Annotated in this window: 14 protein-coding genes and 1 pseudogene; 14 read left to right on the top strand and 1 reads right to left on the bottom strand. The window is 73.3% G+C overall.

Features of this window, described 5'->3' with window-relative positions:
- The first annotated feature begins 46 nt into the window (after positions 1-46).
- Positions 47-1249 carry a zinc metallochaperone AztD gene (gene aztD / locus IE260_RS27270; RefSeq protein ID WP_189876396.1) on the top strand — a complete coding sequence of 401 codons (1203 nt, stop codon included), beginning with the start codon at positions 47-49 and terminating at the stop codon, positions 1247-1249.
- Between the two features lie 201 nt (positions 1250-1450).
- Here the strand turns inward: aztD and IE260_RS27275 are convergent, their stop codons facing one another.
- On the bottom strand, positions 1451-2650 hold the full coding sequence (locus IE260_RS27275) for a hypothetical protein (RefSeq protein ID WP_189876399.1): 1200 nt from the start codon (positions 2648-2650) through the stop codon (positions 1451-1453).
- 85 nt (positions 2651-2735) lie between these two features.
- Here IE260_RS27275 and IE260_RS27280 point away from each other — a divergent pair, with 85 nt between their 5' ends.
- The 13 genes and pseudogenes from IE260_RS27280 (at position 2736) to IE260_RS27340 (ending at position 17951) form a co-directional block, all read left to right on the top strand.
- Positions 2736-3713, top strand: a complete 978-nt coding sequence (locus IE260_RS27280; protein WP_189876401.1) for an ABC transporter substrate-binding protein — start codon at positions 2736-2738, stop codon at positions 3711-3713.
- Positions 3714-3805: 92 nt separating this feature from the next.
- Positions 3806-4954, top strand: a complete 1149-nt coding sequence (locus IE260_RS27285) for an iron ABC transporter permease (protein ID WP_229881315.1) — start codon at positions 3806-3808, stop codon at positions 4952-4954.
- The gene (locus tag IE260_RS27290) at positions 4951-5958 is read left to right on the top strand and encodes a FecCD family ABC transporter permease (RefSeq protein ID WP_189876404.1); all 1008 of its coding nucleotides are present in this window, start codon (positions 4951-4953) and stop codon (positions 5956-5958) included. The genes IE260_RS27285 and IE260_RS27290 overlap by 4 nt, the downstream gene beginning before the upstream one ends.
- Positions 5959-5978: 20 nt before the next feature.
- Positions 5979-6800, top strand: coding sequence for an ABC transporter ATP-binding protein (locus tag IE260_RS27295; RefSeq protein ID WP_189876406.1), 822 nt, complete (start codon positions 5979-5981; stop codon positions 6798-6800).
- 56 nt (positions 6801-6856) lie between these two features.
- Positions 6857-6970: a streptamidine family RiPP gene (gene amiA / locus IE260_RS42670; protein WP_241270818.1), complete on the top strand. Its 114-nt coding sequence runs from the start codon at positions 6857-6859 to the stop codon at positions 6968-6970.
- Between the two features lie 92 nt (positions 6971-7062).
- Positions 7063-7917, top strand: coding sequence for a hypothetical protein (locus IE260_RS27300; RefSeq protein ID WP_189876408.1), 855 nt, complete (start codon positions 7063-7065; stop codon positions 7915-7917).
- A complete protein-coding gene (locus IE260_RS27305; RefSeq protein ID WP_189876410.1) occupies positions 7914-9395 on the top strand; it encodes a CocE/NonD family hydrolase in 1482 nt (493 codons plus the stop codon). The genes IE260_RS27300 and IE260_RS27305 overlap by 4 nt, the downstream gene beginning before the upstream one ends.
- Complete coding sequence (locus IE260_RS27310) at positions 9392-10771, top strand: YcaO-like family protein (protein ID WP_189876412.1); 1380 nt, start codon at positions 9392-9394, stop codon at positions 10769-10771. Before IE260_RS27305 ends, IE260_RS27310 begins: the two co-directional genes overlap by 4 nt.
- An 8-nt stretch (positions 10772-10779) precedes the next feature.
- Positions 10780-11913, top strand: a complete 1134-nt coding sequence (locus IE260_RS27315; protein ID WP_229881318.1) for a nitroreductase family protein — start codon at positions 10780-10782, stop codon at positions 11911-11913.
- Complete coding sequence (locus IE260_RS27320; protein WP_189876414.1) at positions 11910-13649, top strand: ABC transporter ATP-binding protein/permease; 1740 nt, start codon at positions 11910-11912, stop codon at positions 13647-13649. The genes IE260_RS27315 and IE260_RS27320 overlap by 4 nt, the downstream gene beginning before the upstream one ends.
- Positions 13646-15439, top strand: coding sequence for an ABC transporter ATP-binding protein (locus tag IE260_RS27325; RefSeq protein ID WP_189876416.1), 1794 nt, complete (start codon positions 13646-13648; stop codon positions 15437-15439). The genes IE260_RS27320 and IE260_RS27325 overlap by 4 nt, the downstream gene beginning before the upstream one ends.
- 92 nt (positions 15440-15531) lie before the next feature.
- A pseudogene (locus tag IE260_RS43155) lies at positions 15532-16731 on the top strand (MFS transporter).
- A 638-nt stretch (positions 16732-17369) separates the two neighbouring features.
- A complete protein-coding gene (locus tag IE260_RS27340) occupies positions 17370-17951 on the top strand; it encodes a TMEM165/GDT1 family protein (RefSeq protein ID WP_189876418.1) in 582 nt (193 codons plus the stop codon).
- Positions 17952-18103: the final 152 nt, after the last annotated feature.

Below are 18103 nucleotides of genomic sequence, written 5' to 3' on the forward strand. Positions count from 1 at the left end.
TCACACCACACCGCCGCCACCGGGCGGCGCGGAAAGGAACACACAGATGAACAAGTCGATACGCGGCAGAGCCCTCACGAGCACGGCACTCGCCCTGGCGGCCTCCACGGTTCTGACCGCCTGCGGAGGGGGCGACTCCTCCTCTGCCGACGCCAAGGCCGACGGCACCGCGAGCGCCACGCCCACAGCAGCGGTCAAGAACCCGCTGGTCGCCACCTTCGACGGCGGACTCTACATTCTGGACGGGAAGAGCCTGAAGCTCGCCAAGACCATCGAGCTTCCTGGCTTCAACCGGGTCAATCCCGCGGGCGACGAGGACCACGTCGTCGTCTCGACCGACAGCGGCTTCCGCGTCCTGAACGCCACCGACCAGACCCTCACCGACATCGAGTACAAGGGCGCCGAGCCCGGCCACGTCGTACGCCACGCGGGCAAGACCGTGCTCTTCACCGACGGCACCGGAGAGGTCAACGTCTTCGACCCCGCCGACCTGAGCAGTGGCAAGAAGCCGGAAGGCCGCGCCTACACCTCCGCCGAGGCACACCACGGTGTCGCCATCGAACTGGCCAACGGCGAACTCCTCAGCACCCTGGGCACCGAGGAGAAGCGCACCGGCGCGCTGGTGCTGGACGAGAACAACAAGGAGATCGCACGTAACGAGGACTGCCCCGGCGTCCACGGCGAGGCGGCAGCCAAGAACGAAGCCGTCGCCGTCGGCTGCGAGGACGGCATCCTGATCTACAAGGACGGCAAGTTCACCAAGATCGACGCCCCCGACGACTACGGCCGCATCGGCAACCAGGCCGGCAGCGACACCTCGCCGATCCTCCTGGGCGACTACAAGACCGACCCCGAGGCCGAGCTGGAGCGGCCCACCCGCGTCTCCCTCATCGACACCGAGAAGAAGAAGCTGCGCCTGGTGGACCTGGGCACCAGCTACTCCTTCCGCTCACTGGCCCGTGGCCCGCACGGCGAGGCCCTGGTCCTCGGCACCGACGGCGCCATCCACGTCATCGACCAGAACACCGGCAAGATCGAGAAGGAGATCCCCGCCGTGGGCGAGTGGCAGGAGCCGCTGGACTGGCAGCAGGCCCGGCCCACCCTGTTCGTCCGCGACCACACCGCGTACGTCTCCGACCCCAGCAAGAAGGCCCTGCACGCCATCGACCTGGACACGGGGAAGAAGATCACCTCCGCCACCCTGCCGGAGAGCACCAACGAACTGTCGGGCGTCGTCGCCGGACACTGACCCCGCAACGTGCTCTCGCCACATCGGCCTCGATGCTGCGGTGGCGAAGGCACACCGCTGTCCCGCCGAGGGACCGGACCCGGTCCTCGGCCACGACGGGAGAAGCGGCGTACGCACGCACGTGTGGCGGGGTACCGGGTGTCGCTCGTGTGGGCGGGCGGCTGTCGGGGACGCCTGGAACGCGTCGGCCCACACGGCCCGTCACCGACCCACGGGATCACCGTCGGCACCGTCGTTCCGGACGCGCAGTGTCAGGTGGCCGCCGTGGTGCAGCGGTGTGCTCAGCCGCGGACGCGCCGCCTCGTGGCCGGTCTCCGCGTCGACGATGTGCACCTCGCCGTGGCCGCCCCGGGTGACGGCGATCCAGTCGCAGCCCGGTGAGGCGGCCACCGCGCGGCGTTGGACGCCCTCCCAGGGGGTGCCGCCGCGACGCGGAGCACCGTCCATACCGGGCAGGGGGAAGCGGCGGGCGGCGCCGTCGGCGCCGAGCAGGATCAGCTCGTCGCCGTCGGGATGGACACGGGTGAAGGCGGTGTGGCGCCGGGCGAGGGCCAGCCGGAAGACGAGCCCGGGACCGAGGTCCGTGAGCAGCGTGCGGCCGGTTCCCAGCTCGTGGTGCCATGCCTGGTTGGTCCACGCCGGCCAGCGCAGCGGGTCCGGGTCGCCGCCGCGCAGCGTGGTCCACAGTGCCCGACGCCGGGTATCGAGCCGGAGGTACCAGCCCCGGGCGGGCGATGCCCAGGGAATGACCGCCTCGGCAGCGAGGATGTCGCCCTTTCGGCGGGCCCGGTGCACTCCCTGGCCCGTGGCCGCGAACACCTGCTCCGAGCCGGGTGCCTGTGCGTCCCCGTGTCCGTCGTCCGGCAGCGGCAGGACCGCGTGAGGGGTGACCAGGGGGCAGCCAGGCGGAGCCGCGAGGAGTTCCTCGAACCGGTGGACGGCCAGCGCGCCGGGTTCCCGGTGCCGCAGTACGACCAGAGGGTCGGTCTCGCCCAGCACGGTTACGCCAGGTTCGCCGATGCGCGTCCGCACCCGTGCGGCCTCTCCGGTGGCCAGGTCGAGGACTGTGAGCAGGTCCGACCACGGTTCGCTGTTCTTGCCGAGGCCGGTGGTGACGGCCAGTCGGCGGCCGGACGGGTCGCAGGCGAGGTGCTCGGCCGGCACGGCGACCGGAACCGCGTGTTCCACGAGTTCCTCGGCGTAGGGGTTGAGCACCAGCAGTTCCCCGCGACGGTCGTCGACGCAGGCCACCCGCCCGCCCGGCAGGGCCAGGAATCCGGCGTGCTCCGATAGGTGACGGCCGGTCAGGTGTCCTGCTACGGCACCGTCGGGCACGGTCAGCAGGTGTACGGCTCCGGCCACATGGTCGGAGACGAGCAGGACGGGCGTGGCAGCAGGCATGAGTCCTCCAGAAACCGGTCTGATGAAAACGATTATCATGTATCTTCGGTGCGTTCCCGGTACCTGAAAAGAAGCGAGGGCATCGATGCTGCGCTCACCGTCGAGATTCGTTCGCAGTTGGCTCACCGCAGCGGCGGTGGGTTCGCTCCTGGTCGGCTGCGGCTCGTCCTCCGAGGAACCCGCGAACGGCAAGGCCAAGCCCGCGGCGAAGACGGAGGTGACCGTCGAACCCATCAAGGCGTCGACGGAGTTGACCGACACCAACGGCGTCAAGATCTCCTTGAAGAAGGAGCCCGAGCGGATCGTCTGCCTGTTCGCCCTGTGCGACGACATCCTGACCGAACTGGGCATCGTCCCGACGGCCACCAACAGCACGTTGCTCGCCCACCCCGACTTCCTGGGGGAGGAGAAGGCCAAGGGGGTGGACATCATCCCCGGCGGCTTCATCGCCCCGGAGGTGGAGGCGATCCTCTCCCACAAGCCCGATCTCGTGATCGGCCTCGGGGACACCCACGGCAAGCTCGCCCCAGCGCTGAAGGGAGCGACCACGTTCTGGGCCATGCAGCCCGAGACGTGGCAGGACAGCGTGGGCTACCTGCGCGACACCGCCGCGCTCACCGGCCGCACCGCCCAGGGGGTAAAGGCGGAGAGGGCCTTCCGGGCGAAGCTCGCCGAGGCTGAGAAGACCCCGAGCGGCAAGACCGCGCTCATCGTCTACGGCAGTGACGAGAACTTCGGCGTCGCGACGCCCGAAGGTGACGTGGCCGCCAGTCTGTTCCCCAAGATCGCCGACTACCCATGGAAGTCCCGTGGTGTGGAGGGCAGTTACAGTCTCGAGGAGATCCTCGCCAAGGACGTCGACGTGCTGTTCGTCGAGACGCTGAGCTTCGGCGACGCGGAGGGCAAACTGTCCGAGAAGCTCACCGGAAACCCGCTTTGGGGCAAGATTCCGGCAGTGAAGAACGGTGACGTCCATGAGGTGAACTCAGAGGTCTGGGCCAAGGGGCGCGGCACCCGTTCGCTGGGCATCGTGCTCGACGAGGCCACGGCCGCGCTGCGGTGAGGACGTCCCTTCCAGTGCCCGCCGCAGCCGATCGCGCCGCGGCGGGCGGAGAGCGGCCGTCGCGCGGTGCGCGGAGGTGGCAACCGCTTCTGGTGGTCGTGTTGCTGGCCGTCTCCTCGGTCTGCGCGCTCAGCCTCGGCACCCCCTACGTCCCCCCGCACCGGCTGGTCGCCGCTGTGCTGGAGGGGGACACCACCCTCGCCGGGATCGTCGTCAGTGAACTTCGTGTGCCCCGGCTGCTGCTGGCGTTGGTCGCCGGTGCCTGTCTGGGGGCGGCCGGACTGGTGCTCCAAGAGGCGCTGCGCAATCCGCTGGCGGTGCCGGAGATGCTGGGTGTGTCGTCCGGGGCCGCGCTGGGGGTGGCCGCGCCGCTGGTGCTGGCCTTCTCGCTGCCTGCCGTCGTTCAGCCTCTGCTGGCCATCGGCGGGGCCGCCCTCGGTGGCGGGCTCACGTTGCTTGTCGCCGGGATCGGCCGAAGTCCGTCCGCCGTGCTGCTGACCGGCGCGGCGGTGGCGGCCGCGTTGCAGGCTGCGCTGCTCGTGCTGATGGTCATGGCCGACCAGTTGGACCTCCAGTTGATCTACCGCTACCTGCTCGGTTCCCTCTCCGCCCGGACGTGGGGCGACGTGACGGGCCTGTGGCCGTGGCTGCTCGTCGCGGTGCCCGCACTCGTGCTGTGCGCGCCGGTGCTGTCCGTGCTGCGGCTGGGCGACGAGGACGCGGAGGCGCTCGGTGTGCGAGCTCAGCGCGCCCGGCTGGCAGCGCTGGCCATCGCCGTGGTGCTGATCGCTCCGGTGACGGCCGTGTGCGGGCCCGTCGCCTGGGTGGGTTTCCTCGCCCCTCACCTGAGCCGCTGGTTCGCTCCCGCGGCGGGAGCGGTGCGCTGGCTCCCCTGGTCCGCGGCCTGGGGCGCTGTCGTCGTGGTGGTCGCCGATGTCCCGGCCCGGCTGGCGTTGGCACCCGTGGAGACGCCTGCCGGCGCGTGGACGGCCCTGCTGGGGGTGCCGGCCGGCGTCGCGCTGATGCGGTCGGGTGGCCGTCGCCGGGCGGCTGCCCAGAGCACCCCGGCCGCCTCGGCCGGGGTGCGCGAGCAGCTGTCCGGGCCGCGGAAGACGGCTTCGGGTGTGGCGGACGAAGTGCCTCCCGCCGGGGCATCGCATCACGCTCACCGGGGCGAACCCGGGCCCGGAGGTCCGACTTCGCCGCCTCTCGGGACGACCAGAACGGAGGACGTACGGTGACCCGGCGTTTCACGGCCCTCGCGGCACTGGCCGTCGTGTGCGCCGCAGTGGAGGTGGTGGCTGGGCGCGGCATGTCCCCGGGGGCGGTCTGGGACGTCCTCAACGGTGGCGGTGACGCGACGGAGCGCCACGTAGTGTTCCAATTGCGTCTGCCGAGGCTCCTGGTTGCCCTCGGCGCGGGCGCCTGTCTGGCCGTGGCAGGGTTGGTCCTGCAGTCCGCACTGCGCAATCCCCTGGCCGGGCCGGAGGTGACGGGCGTGACCCCGGGGGCGGTCCTCGGCGCGGTCACCGCGACCGCGCTGGGGCTCGCCGGGTGGGATTCGCCGCTGGCCGTGGTCCTCGCCGCGTGCGCGGGCGGGTGTGCCGGAGCGGCGCTGCTGTGGCTGCTCGCCGGCCGCGGTCGCGGCGATCCCGCGCAGACCGCCGTGCACGGGGTGCTGGTGTCGGCGGTGCTCGGCGGGCTCACCGCCATGGTCCTGCTGGTGGAGCCGGGTGAGCTCGGCAGCGTCGTGCAGTGGCTGGTGGGCACCACGGAGGGCCGGGTGTGGGAGCACTGGCACCTGCTGTGGCCGTGGGCGCTCGTCTGGGGGGTTGCTGCCTGGCTGCTGGCGGGGCCGTTGACCCTGCTGCGTTGCGGGGACGACATCGCCCTCGCCGCCGGTCTCTCCGCTCGCCGGGCCCGGACCCTGGCCCTGCTGTGCGCGGTGGCCCTGACCGCCGGCGCCGTGGCTGCCGTCGGCGCGCTGGGCTTCATCGGGTTGCTCGTCCCGCATCTGGCCGTGGCCGTCTTCGGCGCCGACCTGCGCCGGAGCCTTCCCGGCGCCGCCCTGACAGGAGCGGTTGTGGTGTGCGGGGCGGACGCGGCGGCGCAGTTGTCCTCGCGGCTGCTGGCGACGGCGCTGGACTCCGGACGGCTCACGCTGCCGGTCGGGGCGCTCACCGCCTGCCTCGGTGCCGCGCTGCTGCTGCTGGTCGTGCGCCGCACGCCGAGCCGTACGTTCTGACGTCGAATTGAGGACAGAGCATGATCGAGTCCGTGGGGATCCACGTCGAGGGGGTCCACTTCGGCTACCCCGGACGGCCCGTGCTGCGGGGCGTCGACCTGACCGTCCGGCCGGGCGAACTGACCGCACTGATCGGCCTGAACGGCTGCGGCAAGTCGACCCTGCTGCGGCTGGCCGCCGGGCTGCTGCACCCCGACGAAGGGCGTGTGCTGCTCGGCGAGGACGATGTGGCGCGGCTTTCCAGACGTGCCACGGCCCGGAGGGTGGCCTTGCTGCACCAGTCGGCTCCGGCCGTGCCGGGCATGACGGTGCGTCACCTGGTCCGTCAGGGGCGGTATGCGGCACGTGGCCCGTTGGGCATGCTGCGCGAGGGCGACGACCCCGTCGTGCGCCGGGCGCTGCGCGACGTCGGGGTGGAGGAGTGGGCCGAACGTGACGTCGACGCGCTGTCCGGCGGCGAGCGGCAACGCGTCCGGCTCGCGATGGCGCTCGCTCAGGACACCCGGGTCCTGCTGCTCGACGAGCCGACCACGTACCTGGATCTGCACCACCAGCTCGACGTACTGCAGACCGTGGTGCGTCTGCGCGAGGAACGCGGGCTCACGGTGGTGATGGTGCTGCACGACCTGGCCCACGCGGCCCGGTTCGCCGAGCGGATCGTCGCCCTGCGGGAGGGCCGTGTGGTGGCCGACGGAGCGCCGAAGCAGGTCGTCACGCCGGGGTTGCTGGCGGAGGTGCTGCAGGTGGCAGGCCGGGTCGGTGAGGATCCGGAAGGGGGGTGGCCTGTGTGTTACCCAGATCACCCCATCGCGGCTCTAGAATATGAAAATCAGATTCATTAGATTGGGCCGCGGCGCTCATCCGAACGCCGTATCTCCCTGCTGATGAAGGAGAGTTCATGGACAACGAGCAGGTCTTCGCGCCGATCGCCGACCCGGGTCAGCTGGCTCACGACTCGGCCTCTCACTCCAACGCGCTCGTCGAGAACCCCTTCGAGGACACCGAGGAGTAAGCGAGGGCCCAGCCACCCTCGACCGTGGGCCCGCCCGATGCCTTCCGGGCGGGCCCACGCCCGTCCCAGGTCCCGTCGACAGGAGGAACACCGTGTCCCGTAGCCGACTCGTCCCCGGTGTCGAGGTCGTCGCCGTGCCCGGGCGAGGGCTTGCCGTCCGCACCCCCGCGGGGGAGTTCTTGAGTGTCAGGACAGGAGACGTGGACGAGGACGCCTTGCTCTCCCTGCTCACCGGGGGAACCACAGCCCCGGTGGACGAGGGGCTGGATCGCGTAGTCCGGGCGTTCGAAGAAGCCGGTTATCTGGCGGAAGGGCCGTTGGGCCAGGAGTGGCCCGCCGCTCGTCGGGACGTCAGGATCCTCGGCGACCCGGTACTGACCGAACCGCTCGCCGTACAACTGGCCGCCCTGGGCGCGCGGCCCCGTACGACTCCGGCCGTGACCGCCTCCGGCAGCTCGCCGGTGGGCATCGAGGACCTGCTCGACGGAAACCCCTCCGCGGTCGTGTGGTGCCTGGACGGACCCGTGCCGGACGGCTTGTGGGACGCCGCCGACCGGCTGCCGGAGCACGGTGTCGCATGGCTGCGCTGCCACCGCGAGGGCTGGCAGGCGTACGTCGAGCCGGTGACCGTCACTCCCGGGGACGTCACCTCGGCGCACGTCCGGTCCCGCCGGCTCGCCGCCACGCCCGCTCACCGCGAACTGGCCGCGTACTGGAGCGGACCGCGTACCTCCGGCGCGCCGGTCCGGCTTGCCGCGCCCGCCGCCATGCTGCTCGCGGCGCTGCTCGCGGACGATCTCGGCCGGTGGGCCACCGGAGCCTGCGACCCGGCGGGACTCCCGGCGCGGCGCCGACTGCGACGGGTGGACCTGCGCACGCTGACCGTCACTGAGCACCCCGTGCTGCCGGTGCCCGACGTCGCGCCGATGCCGAAGAAGGAAGGATGACGGCGTTCAGCACGGCCGTGGGGGAACTGGCCACCGACGTCCTGCTCCCGGCCGGTGACGGCCCCTTCCCGGCCGTCCTGCTGCGCACCCCCTACGACCGGACCCGGCACGAGGCCGAGGCGCGTGGCTGGGCCCGCCGCGGGTTCGCCGCCGTCGTCCAGGACGTGCGGGGGCGGTTCGCGTCGCCGGGGGAGTGGCACCCGTACGCGCACGAGACCGCGGACGGAACAGCGGCCGTCCGCTGGATCCGGCGGCAGCCGTGGAGCGACGGGCGGCTGGTGGCCGCCGGCGCCTCCTACGCCGCCCACTGCGCCCTCGTCCTCGCCCTCGACGCGCCCGGGGACGCCCGGCCGGATGCCGTCATCGCGGCCGTGCCCGCCCTCGGCCTGGCGGAGACAGCCCGCGAGGCGTCCGGCGTGGAACGGCTGCTCTCCCGCGCCGGGTGGTGGGCCGCCCACGGCGACCGGCGCGACTCCGACGAAAGTGCGCTGAACAAGGCCCTCGCCGAGGACCCCGGCCTGCTCGCCCACCTGCCGTTGACCGCCCTGCCCGAGCGGCTGGGACGCGCCCTGCCCTCGTGGGCGGGGCTGTGGCGCCGGCCCGACCGCGGGCACCTCGTGGCGCGGGCGGCGCACGCCGGGCCGCCCCTGCTCGCGGTGGGCGGCCACCACGACCACTTCACCGAGGAGACCGTCGCTCTGTGGCGCGCCTGGGGCGGATCCTCGGCGCGTCTGCTGCTCGGCCCCTGGGGGCACCCTCTGACCTCTGCCCCGGGGCCGGACGCGGGACCCGCCCACCGGCTGAACCTCGGCGAGCTGTACGTACGCTGGGCCCGCCGCGCCCTGACCGGCGACCTCGCCCCCGGCCACCACGGCGCACTGGCGCTCGGCGGCGCCGGCCTATGGCTGCCCGCCAACGTCGAGGGAGAACCGCGCGCCCACCGCACGCGCCTGTTGCACGGCTCCGCCTTCACCGCCGACCCCGCCCGGCCCGTTCGCTCCGACGACCTGACCGTCCCCGCCGATGGCCCGCCCGACCGCTGCCTGCTGGTCACACCACCGTCGCCGCGTCCGCTCGACCTCGTCGGCCCCGTCAGTGTGCGGCTGCGGGCCACCGCCCACACACCGTCCGCCGACTGGGCAGCCCGGCTCGTCGCGCTGCCAACCGACGGGACCGCCGAGCGGCTCGCCGTCGGCATCGTACGACGTGCCGAACCGGCAGGCCGGGAAGCCGCGTTCACCGTCGGCCTCGGCCGGCTCGCACGTCGGCTCCGGGCCGGTACCCGGCTGCGCCTGGAGATCGCCGGACACCACTTCCCGGCCCACGCCCGCAACCCCCACACCGGGGACGACCCGATGACGGCCGCACAGCTGCTCGCCTCCCGGCGCGAGGTCGACCCGGAAAGCGTGGTGCTGAACCTGCCCGTCCTCCCGTCCCGTCCCGCCCCCACCGACCCTGCCGAGGAGATCCTGCGATGACGGCTCTGCCGCTGGAAGCGCTCGTCGACCCCGTCTGCGGAATCGTCCGCAAGGTCAAGCCCGTCGAGCACCCCGTGGGCGCCCCGCCCCGCTACACCGCACTCACGGCCGAGATGTCCGACGCCCGCAGACTCGGGCTGTGGCCCGCCGACCGGGTCTCCCTCGGCACCACCTTCGGCGACCCCGAGCAGGCCCGCGTCGCCGCGATAGCCGAGGGGATGGAACGCTACTGCGGCAACCGTGTGCCGCCGCCCGGCCACCCGGACGCACCCCTGCGCGCCACCGCCGCCGAACTGGCGGACAAGGGCCTGCGCCTGTACGGCCCGGCCGATCTGCCCGCCTACGCACCCTGGCAGTACGCCCGCGCAAAGTTCCCCTACCGCCCGCTCACCGCCGACACCCCCGTGCTGTGGACACGGGGAACCGAACGACTGCCCGACGGGACCGCCGCCGAGGTCTGGGCACCCGTCTCGCTCACCCACCTCAACTGGCGCCAGGGTGACCTGCGGGAGCTGCCCCGCACCCACCACCTCAACTACGCCGGGATCGCCACCGGACAGGGCCTCGACGACGCAATTGAACGCGGCCTGCTGGAGATCGTCGAACGCGACGCCCTGGAACTGTGGTGGCACCTGGACGGCCCGGCCCGGGGCATCGACCCGGCGAGCGTGCCCGGCCTCGCCGACGACCTCGCCGGCTCCGCGCTCGACGTCCACATCGTCGAAATGCACTCGGAGTTCGCCCCCTGCATGGCCGCGCTCGTCCACGACCCGCGCCTCGGCCTGTACGCCGCCGGGTTCGCCTGCAAGTACGAACCGGCCGAAGCCGCCCGCAAGGCCGTCCTGGAAGCCGTCCACACCTGGGTCTTCACCCAGGGCCTGACCGACCCCGACGGCTGGGTGTTCCAGGCCGTCGAGGCCGGGCTGCTCGCTCGCGGGCTGTACCTGGAGCACCGGGCCGACGGCCGTTACCTCGACGTGTGCGGCGAGCAGTTCGAGCACGTGCGGGACCTGGGAGCACACGTGCAGGTGTGGCTGGACGAGCGAATGGCGGTCGAGGCCCGGAGGTTCACCGAGCCTGCGCTCGGGACGGTATCCGTGGCAGAGGTCGAGCCAGGCAGCCGGAAGCGGCTGGAGAGCACGCTGCGCGGCGGCGGTCACCGTGTCATGACCTTCGACCTCACCACCGAGGACGTGGCGGAGACCGCGCTGCGCGTCGCCCGGGTCCTCGTCTCCGGACTCCTGCCCAACGCGCCCGCCGCCTTCGGCTACTTCGGCTGCCCGCGCCTTGCCGAGGCCGCGGTCGCGCGCGGATGGCGCACGACCGCGCCCAGCGCGCCGGAAACCTTCACGCTGGCGCCTCCGCCGCACATGTGAGGACCGCCGTGGAACACCTCCGCGAGGACCGCCCGGTGGACCTCGGCGCCGCCCTCGCCCGCGCCCGCTCCCCGGAGCGCCCCGGCCCCGAAACACCCGCCGGAGCGCCCGTCCGGGCCTGGGCGGGCCCGCCGTGCCCGCTCCCGGAGGCCGGCCCCGCGGACCTCGACCTGCGGGCCCTGTTGCGTCTGTCCCTCGCGGCCTCGGACACCTCCGGACGCCTCAGGCCCACCTCCTCCGCCGGTGCGCTGCACCCGGTGGACACCGAACTGGTCGTGGGCACCGGTTGCTCCCTGCCGCCCGGCCGCTACGGCTACGACCCGCTGCGCCACCGCGTCCACCACGTCGGCCCGCCCGGCGACGGCACGCCACCAGGGGTGACCGCCGCACTCACCGTCACCGCACAGCGCACGGTGTCCCACTACGGCCACCGGGCCTGGCCCCTCCTGTTGCTGGACACCGGGCACGCCGCCGCGGCGCTGCTCCTGGCGGCCCGCGTCCTGGGCGCGGGCGAATCCGACGTAAGGATGGACGGACGCACCGAGAACCCCCTGGCCGTCGTACGCATCCCACCGCCCGACGGGCGGAGCCCGAGGCGCCCGGCAGAGACTGAGGACCCGCCCGCCCCGGCCGACCTGCTGGCGCGCCGCAGTACCCCACCACCGTTGCCGGGCCTCCCACCCCGCGATGCACTGCGGGAAGTCCTGGCCACCGCCGAACGAGCCGGGGGCAGTGGCCTGTTGCGCTGGTGCGCCGCGGTCGGACCGCCTCGGCCCGGCCTCATGGAACTGGCTCCCGAGGGCACGACCCTGCGGCGCTACGCGTCCGGCGATGCCCGTCCGACGCTCGCGGCCTGGGCGGCGGGCCAGGCGTGGCTCGCGGACGCCGGCGCCGTACTGCTCGCCCACGGCTGCCCCGCGGACGCCGGCACCGCGCACATCCGCCGCGCCCACCTGCGAGCCGGCTTCGCCGTCCACCTCGCCCATGTCACAGCCCTGCGCCACGGGCTGGCGGCCCGGCCCGTCGGCTCCTGGCAGCAGGCGGATCTCGGCGCCGCCCTCGGCGCCGCGCCGGGCCGTGACTGGGTCGTCCACGCCCTGGCCCTCGGCACCCGCCACGCCGACGAGGAGAACTCCACATGATCGTCCACCCCGAGCTGCGCCGCGCCGCAAGGAGCGCACGGCGCCCCCTGCTCGCGGCCACCCTCTTGCAGGGAGCCGTCACCCTCACGCACCTGGCGCAGGCCGCGCTGCTGGCCCTCGCACTCGCCGGCCTGGCCCGCGGTGACACCGGACAACTCCCGTGGCTGCTGGCCGCGGTGCTCGCCGTCGTCGCCGCTCGCGCCGGGCTCGCCCTGTGGCAGCGGCGCACCGCCACCCACGCCGGGGCCCGGGTCAGGGTGGCACTGCGCGACGAACTCCTCGCCCACCTGGGCCGGCTGGGGCCCGCGTACCTGACCACCGCGCGGGCGGGAGCCGTCCGCACCACCCTGGTCGAGGGGGTTGAGGGCGTCGACGCCTACGTCTCCCGCTACCTGCCCCAGCTCCTGGTCACCCTCGCAGTCCCACCCCTGGTCCTCGCCGTCCTCGCCGTGGTCGAACCCCGGGCCCTCCTCGGACTCGTCCCCGCCCTGCTGCTGGCCCTGCTGGGCCCGCGCGCCTGGGACCGGCTCCTCGCCGCCCGCGGAAAGGAGCACTGGGACACCTACGAAGGACTGGGCGCCGACTACCTGGAGGCCCTCCAGGGCATGCCCGCCCTGCGCGCCGCCGGCGCGGTCGGCCGCACCCGCGCACGCCTGGAGGAGCGGTCCGCGGCCCTGCACCGCGCGACCGTCGCCAAACTGCGTGTGTCCCTGGTCGACACCGGCATCACCGACCTCGCCATCCAGGGCGGCACCGCCGCCGCCGCGCTCCTGGCGTGCTGGTCGGCCCTCACCGGATCCACCACCGCGGCCGGCACCTATCTGGTGCTGCTGCTGGCCTCCGAGTGCTTCCGCCCGGTCCGCGACCTCGCCCGGGAATGGCACGCCGGATACCTGGGGGTGTCGGCCGCCGACGGGCTGGCGGCCCTGCGCACGGCCGAGCCGGCGGTCCCCGACACCGCAACGGCGCCCGCGCACTGGCACGCTCCGCCCGAACTCCGTTTTCACAACGTCCGCTTCACCTACGACGGTGCCCCCGCACCCGCCCTGGACGGTGTCTCCTTCACCGCGCGAGCGGGGCGGACCACCGCGATCGTCGGGCCGTCCGGCGCGGGCAAGTCGACCCTGCTGGCCCTGCTCCTGCGCCACCACGACCCGCAGGAAGGGCGGATCACCCTCGACGAGCGCCCCACGACCGAGTGCGCGCTCGACTCGCTGCGGCAGGGCATCGCCGTGGTCTCGCAGGAGACGTACCTGTTCCACGCCACCATCGCCGACAACCTGCGTCTGGCCCGGCCCGGCGCCACGGACGACGAGCTCACCCGGGCGGCGCGCGCCGCCGGGATCCACGACGAGATCGCCGCCCTCCCGGACGGCTACGCCACCGTCCTCGGCGAACGGGGCGCCACGCTTTCCGGCGGCCAGCGACAGCGGCTCGCCCTCGCCCGGGCCCTGCTGTCCGACGCCCCGGTCCTCGTTCTCGACGAGGCCACCAGCGCGGTCGACGAGCGACGCGAGGCGGACATCGTCCGGGAGCTGCTGAAGGCGGTCGGCGGGCGGACCGTACTGGTGGTCGCCCACCGGCTCGCCGCCGTCCGGCACGCCGACCAGATCGTCGTCCTCGACGCGGGACGGGTGGACGCCGTCGGCGACCACACCGGCCTGGTCGAGGCCGGCGGCGTCTACACCCGGCTCGTCGAGGCCGGCCGCGCCCACCGAGAGGAACTCGCCGCATGAGCATTGTCACCGGGCCCGCCGCCACCGGGGCGGACGTCCCCGCGCGGGGCGCGCTGCGCGCCCTGCTGCCCGCCCTCGCGGCACACCGCGCCATGACGGCCCGCACCTGTGCCGCCGCGCTCCTCGAACAGGGCTCCCTCGTCGCGCTGCTGACCCTGGCCGCGCACACCGTGGGCACCGCCGTCATCGACGGGCGCGCCCCCACGGCCGGCACCGTCACCGCGCTCGTCGCCCTCGTCGTGACCCGCGCCCTGATGACCTGGCGGGAGATGGACCTCTCCCACGACCTCGCCTACCGGGTCCTGGCCGCACTGCGGGTCCGCGTTTTCGACGGACTGGCCCGCAGCGCGCCCGCCCGGGTTGCCGGCCGCCGCAGCGGCGACCTCGCCGCCACCGCCATGGCCGACGTAGAGGCGCTGGAGTTCTTCTACGCCCACACCACCGCCCAACTGCTCGCGGCAGGAACGGTCTTCACCGGCGGCTCGGTACTTCTGGCCCTGGTGGAGCCGTGGCTGCTGGTGGCTGTCCTGCCGGTCGCGGCCCTGCTCGCCGCGGCGCCCTTCGCCGACGCCCGCGCGCGCACGGCACGCGGCGGCCGCACCCGCACGGCCGTGGCCGCGCTGTCGGCCGACACGGTGGAGACCGTCGACGGGCTGCGCGAACTGCTCGCCTTCGGCGCTCTGGCCGGACGCCGCCGCAAGCTGGCGGAGCGGGGGCGGCAGGTGGGCGACGTCCAGCGCGCCGAGGCCACCTGGGAGGCCGTCGCCGCCGCCGTCCGCGACCTCCTCATCGTGGTCGCGGTCCTCGGCGTGGTCGCCGCGGCGGCACAGTCCGTGACCTCCGGACGGTTGCACGGCGCCTGGGCTCCCGCCGCGATGGCACTGGCCCTGTCCGTTCTCGGCCCGGTGGCGGAGTCGGCCCGCGCTCTGAGCCAGGCCGTGGCACTGCGCGCCGCCGCCTCCCGGGTCGACGCGGCCGTCAAGGCCCCGGCCCTGGCACCGCCGCCCACCGCACCACGCCCCCTGCCTCCCGGACCACTGGGCGTCCGGCTGCATCGAGTGAGATTCGACTACGGCGGCGGCTCCGTCTTGGACGGCGTCGACCTCACTGTCCACCCCGGCCGGACACTCGCCCTCGTCGGCGCCTCCGGTGCCGGCAAGTCCACCTGTGCCCACCTACTGGCCCGCTTCTGGGACCCGTCCGCCGGCGAGGTCCAGTTGCTGCCCGCCGACGGCGATCCCGTGGACGTGCGGGAGGTGAGCGACGCGGAACTGCGGCGTGCGGTGGTGCTGGTGGGACAGGACACCCCCCTCTTCCACGGCACCCTCGCCGAGAACCTGCGGCTCGCCGCGCCCGACGCCGACGACCGGGCGCTGGCCGAGGCGGCACGGCTGTGCGGCGTCGACCGGATCGCCCCCCTGGACACCCTCGTCGGCGAGCGGGGCGCCACGCTCTCCGGCGGTCAGCGGGCCCGCATCGCCCTGGCCCGCGCGCTGCTGGCCGGACCGCGCGTCCTCGTGCTCGACGAGTCCACCGCCCACCTGGACAACACCGGCGATGCCGAACTCGCCACGGCGCTGCAGGAGGAGAGCCGCACGACGATCTTCATCGCCCACCGCCCGGCCACCATCCGCCGCGCCGACCGCATCGCCGTCCTGGAGGACGGCCTCGTCATGGAGGAGGGAACCTGGGAGGAACTCACCAGCCGTCCCGGCAGCGCGCTCAACCGCATCCTCAGCAGCACCGCCCTTCCTGAGCACGGCACTTCGCGCCAGGAACCGGACCAGTGACGCTTAGGGGCGGGAGTACGCGGGTGCCTGGAAACGACTACTCCCGAACGATCGTCGTTTCGGCGGTCGGCCGGCACCGGGAGGGGTCTCACGTGGACGCACCCTTGTATGTGAGGCCCGGGGCGGAACCGCCGCTCGCCCGCTTGCTGACGGATTGGCTCTTCCTGCACTCGATCGTCGACACGCTGGGGTCGCCGTTCAACGTGCTGATCCCCGAGGCCGTGGCCGAGAACGCCGCCCGCTTCCGTGCCGTATACCGCCGCCACCGTCTCACTGGGCGGGTGTACTTCGCGCACAAGGCGGACCGGTCCAGCGCCCTGCTGCGGTGACTGGCGGCGGAGGACCCGGCCACCGTCGGCGTCGACGTCGCCTCCACGGAGGAGCTGAGGCACGCACTGGGTTGTGAGTTCACCGGCGACCGCATCATGGCCACCGGTCCCAAGGATGCTGCGTTCCTCTGGCCGGCGGCGCGCGTCGGAGCCATGGTCAACCTGGACTCGCCCCGGCCGGGCCTTCCCGTCGTCTCGGGTCTGTTCGGCCTGCGGGTTTCGGGACGGCCCCGGGTTGCGATCAACATCGACGGCGCCGACGTCGAGCAGATCACCGGACGGACGGTCCCCAAGGCAGTGGGGATACGCCGGAACCACGACGTGCGGCCTGACGCCGGCTCGTCGGCGCAGGCGAAGTTCTGGGAAGAGCGGAGGCTGCTGCTGATCGGAGGCGTCATCCTGGCGATGGCGCTGGCGGAGGGCTCCGCAAACGACTGGCTGCCCCTGCTCATGGTCGACGGCCACGACATGGATCCCGCCGTGGGGTCAGCCGTCTACACGGGCTTCGCCGCGGCCATGACCGTCGGCCGTTTCGTCGGCGGATTCCTCATCGACCGCCTCGGCCACTCTCGCGCGTTGCCCGGGGCAGCGCGCCTCGGCATCGCCCTTGTCGTCTTCGCCGACTCCGCCGTCCTGGCCGACGCGGCCGTTCTCCCGTGGGGCTTGGGAGCCTCACTCGGTTTCCCGCTCACCCTTTCGGCAGCCGACGATTCCGGACCCGACTCGACCGCGCGTGTCAGCCTCGTGGCGATGATCGGCTACGTCGCGTTCCTCGTCGGCCCGCCCAGTCTCGGTTTCCTCGGCGATCACTACGGCCTGCGCGCCGCCGTGATCGTCGTCCTCGCCTTCACCACCGTGGCGATCCTCCTCGCTCCCGCGGTCGGTGCGCGCTCCACTGCGACCTCACTCACCCCCGACGCGACAGACGGCACCCGGCCGGCCAAGGACGGCTGCCAGGGTTGATCCCTGCCCGCGCTCGCAGGCGTCGCCGGTGGCGCGGTGCGGTGAACCCGAGCGTTCAAGCTCAAGAGCGTCTCGGCCATCGAGGAGCCACAGGTGAGGGGAAGGCCGGACATGCGAACGCGAGTGAACACCTGATGCCCCCGTGACTTGAAGAACCGCGTCGATGGCGTGCGGGCGGCGGTCGCAGGCCCCGGCGCTGGAAGGCACCGGGCGACCTCCGGGCGACTGAGCCCGGAGGAAGGGACTGGGCCACTGTGCCGGTGAGCCCACGCCAAGGCGGCGCGCCACCCCGGGAGGGGCGCGCCGTCCTGACGTGGTGTGCCTGGAGCAGGCGCCCCATGGGGAAGCGGTGATACCGGCCACGGAGTTCCTGGAAGCGGCGGCCCGTGTAGCATGGGGGCCGCGAAGGGGAGTAGTCCCGAGAACCGCTGGTCGACACACTGGACGTCCGAGGATGTCCCGGCCACCGGGCCGCCGTACATGGTGCGGGGGCGGACGAGACCTTCGGCCAAGGCATGAGCCCGCCTGCACACCGTGCGGGCGGTTCCGTCGTGCCGGGCCGAAAGGGTTCCTCCCGTCGCCCGCCTGGGTGCCGTACGAGTCCGCGGCCCGGCCCCAGCAGAAAGCACCGTCCCGGAATGACATTCGACCCCCTGGCGATCATCACCGCCTTCGGGCTGATCTTCCTCGCCGAACTTCCCGACAAGACCATGTTCGCCTCGCTGGCCATGGGCACCCGCATGCGCCCGCTGTACGTGTGGTTCGGCACGTCCACTGCGTTCATCGTGCACGTCGCGATCGCGGTGGGTGCCGGAAGCCTCCTCGGCCTGCTGCCCGACATGGCCGTCAAACTCGTCTCCGCAGCCCTGTTCGCGTTCGGAGCCGTCGTCCTGCTGCGCGGCGGAGACGATGACGACGAGGACGGGGCCGCCCGCACGGTCACCGGGTTCTGGCCCGTCTACACCACCGCCTTCATGGCCGTCTTCATCAGCGAGTGGGGTGATCTCACCCAGATCACCACCGCCAACCTCGCTGCCACCAACGGCTGGCTGCCGACCGCTGTCGGCTCCGCCGCCGCCCTGATGTCCGTCTCGGCTCTGGCACTGCTGGTGGGCAGGTTCATCGCTCAGCGTGTCCCGCTCAAGACCGTGCAGCGCTTTGGAGCGCTGTGCATGGCGGCCCTCGCCGTCTGGACTCTGATCGAGGCCTTCACCGGCTGACCCTGCGCAGGGACGCGGCAGCTGCCCCGGAAACCTCGCACATCCGGGGCACCTCCGCAGCACGCGTCAAGGGCAAGGACGGCCGGCTGCGCGAGCAGCACGCAACTGCTCACGGCGGTCGTCGACCGACGGCCGAAGGAGGGGCGTGACCC

This window comes from Streptomyces viridiviolaceus, from assembly GCF_014650995.1.
Taxonomy (GTDB): Bacteria; Actinomycetota; Actinomycetes; order Streptomycetales; family Streptomycetaceae; genus Streptomyces; species Streptomyces viridiviolaceus.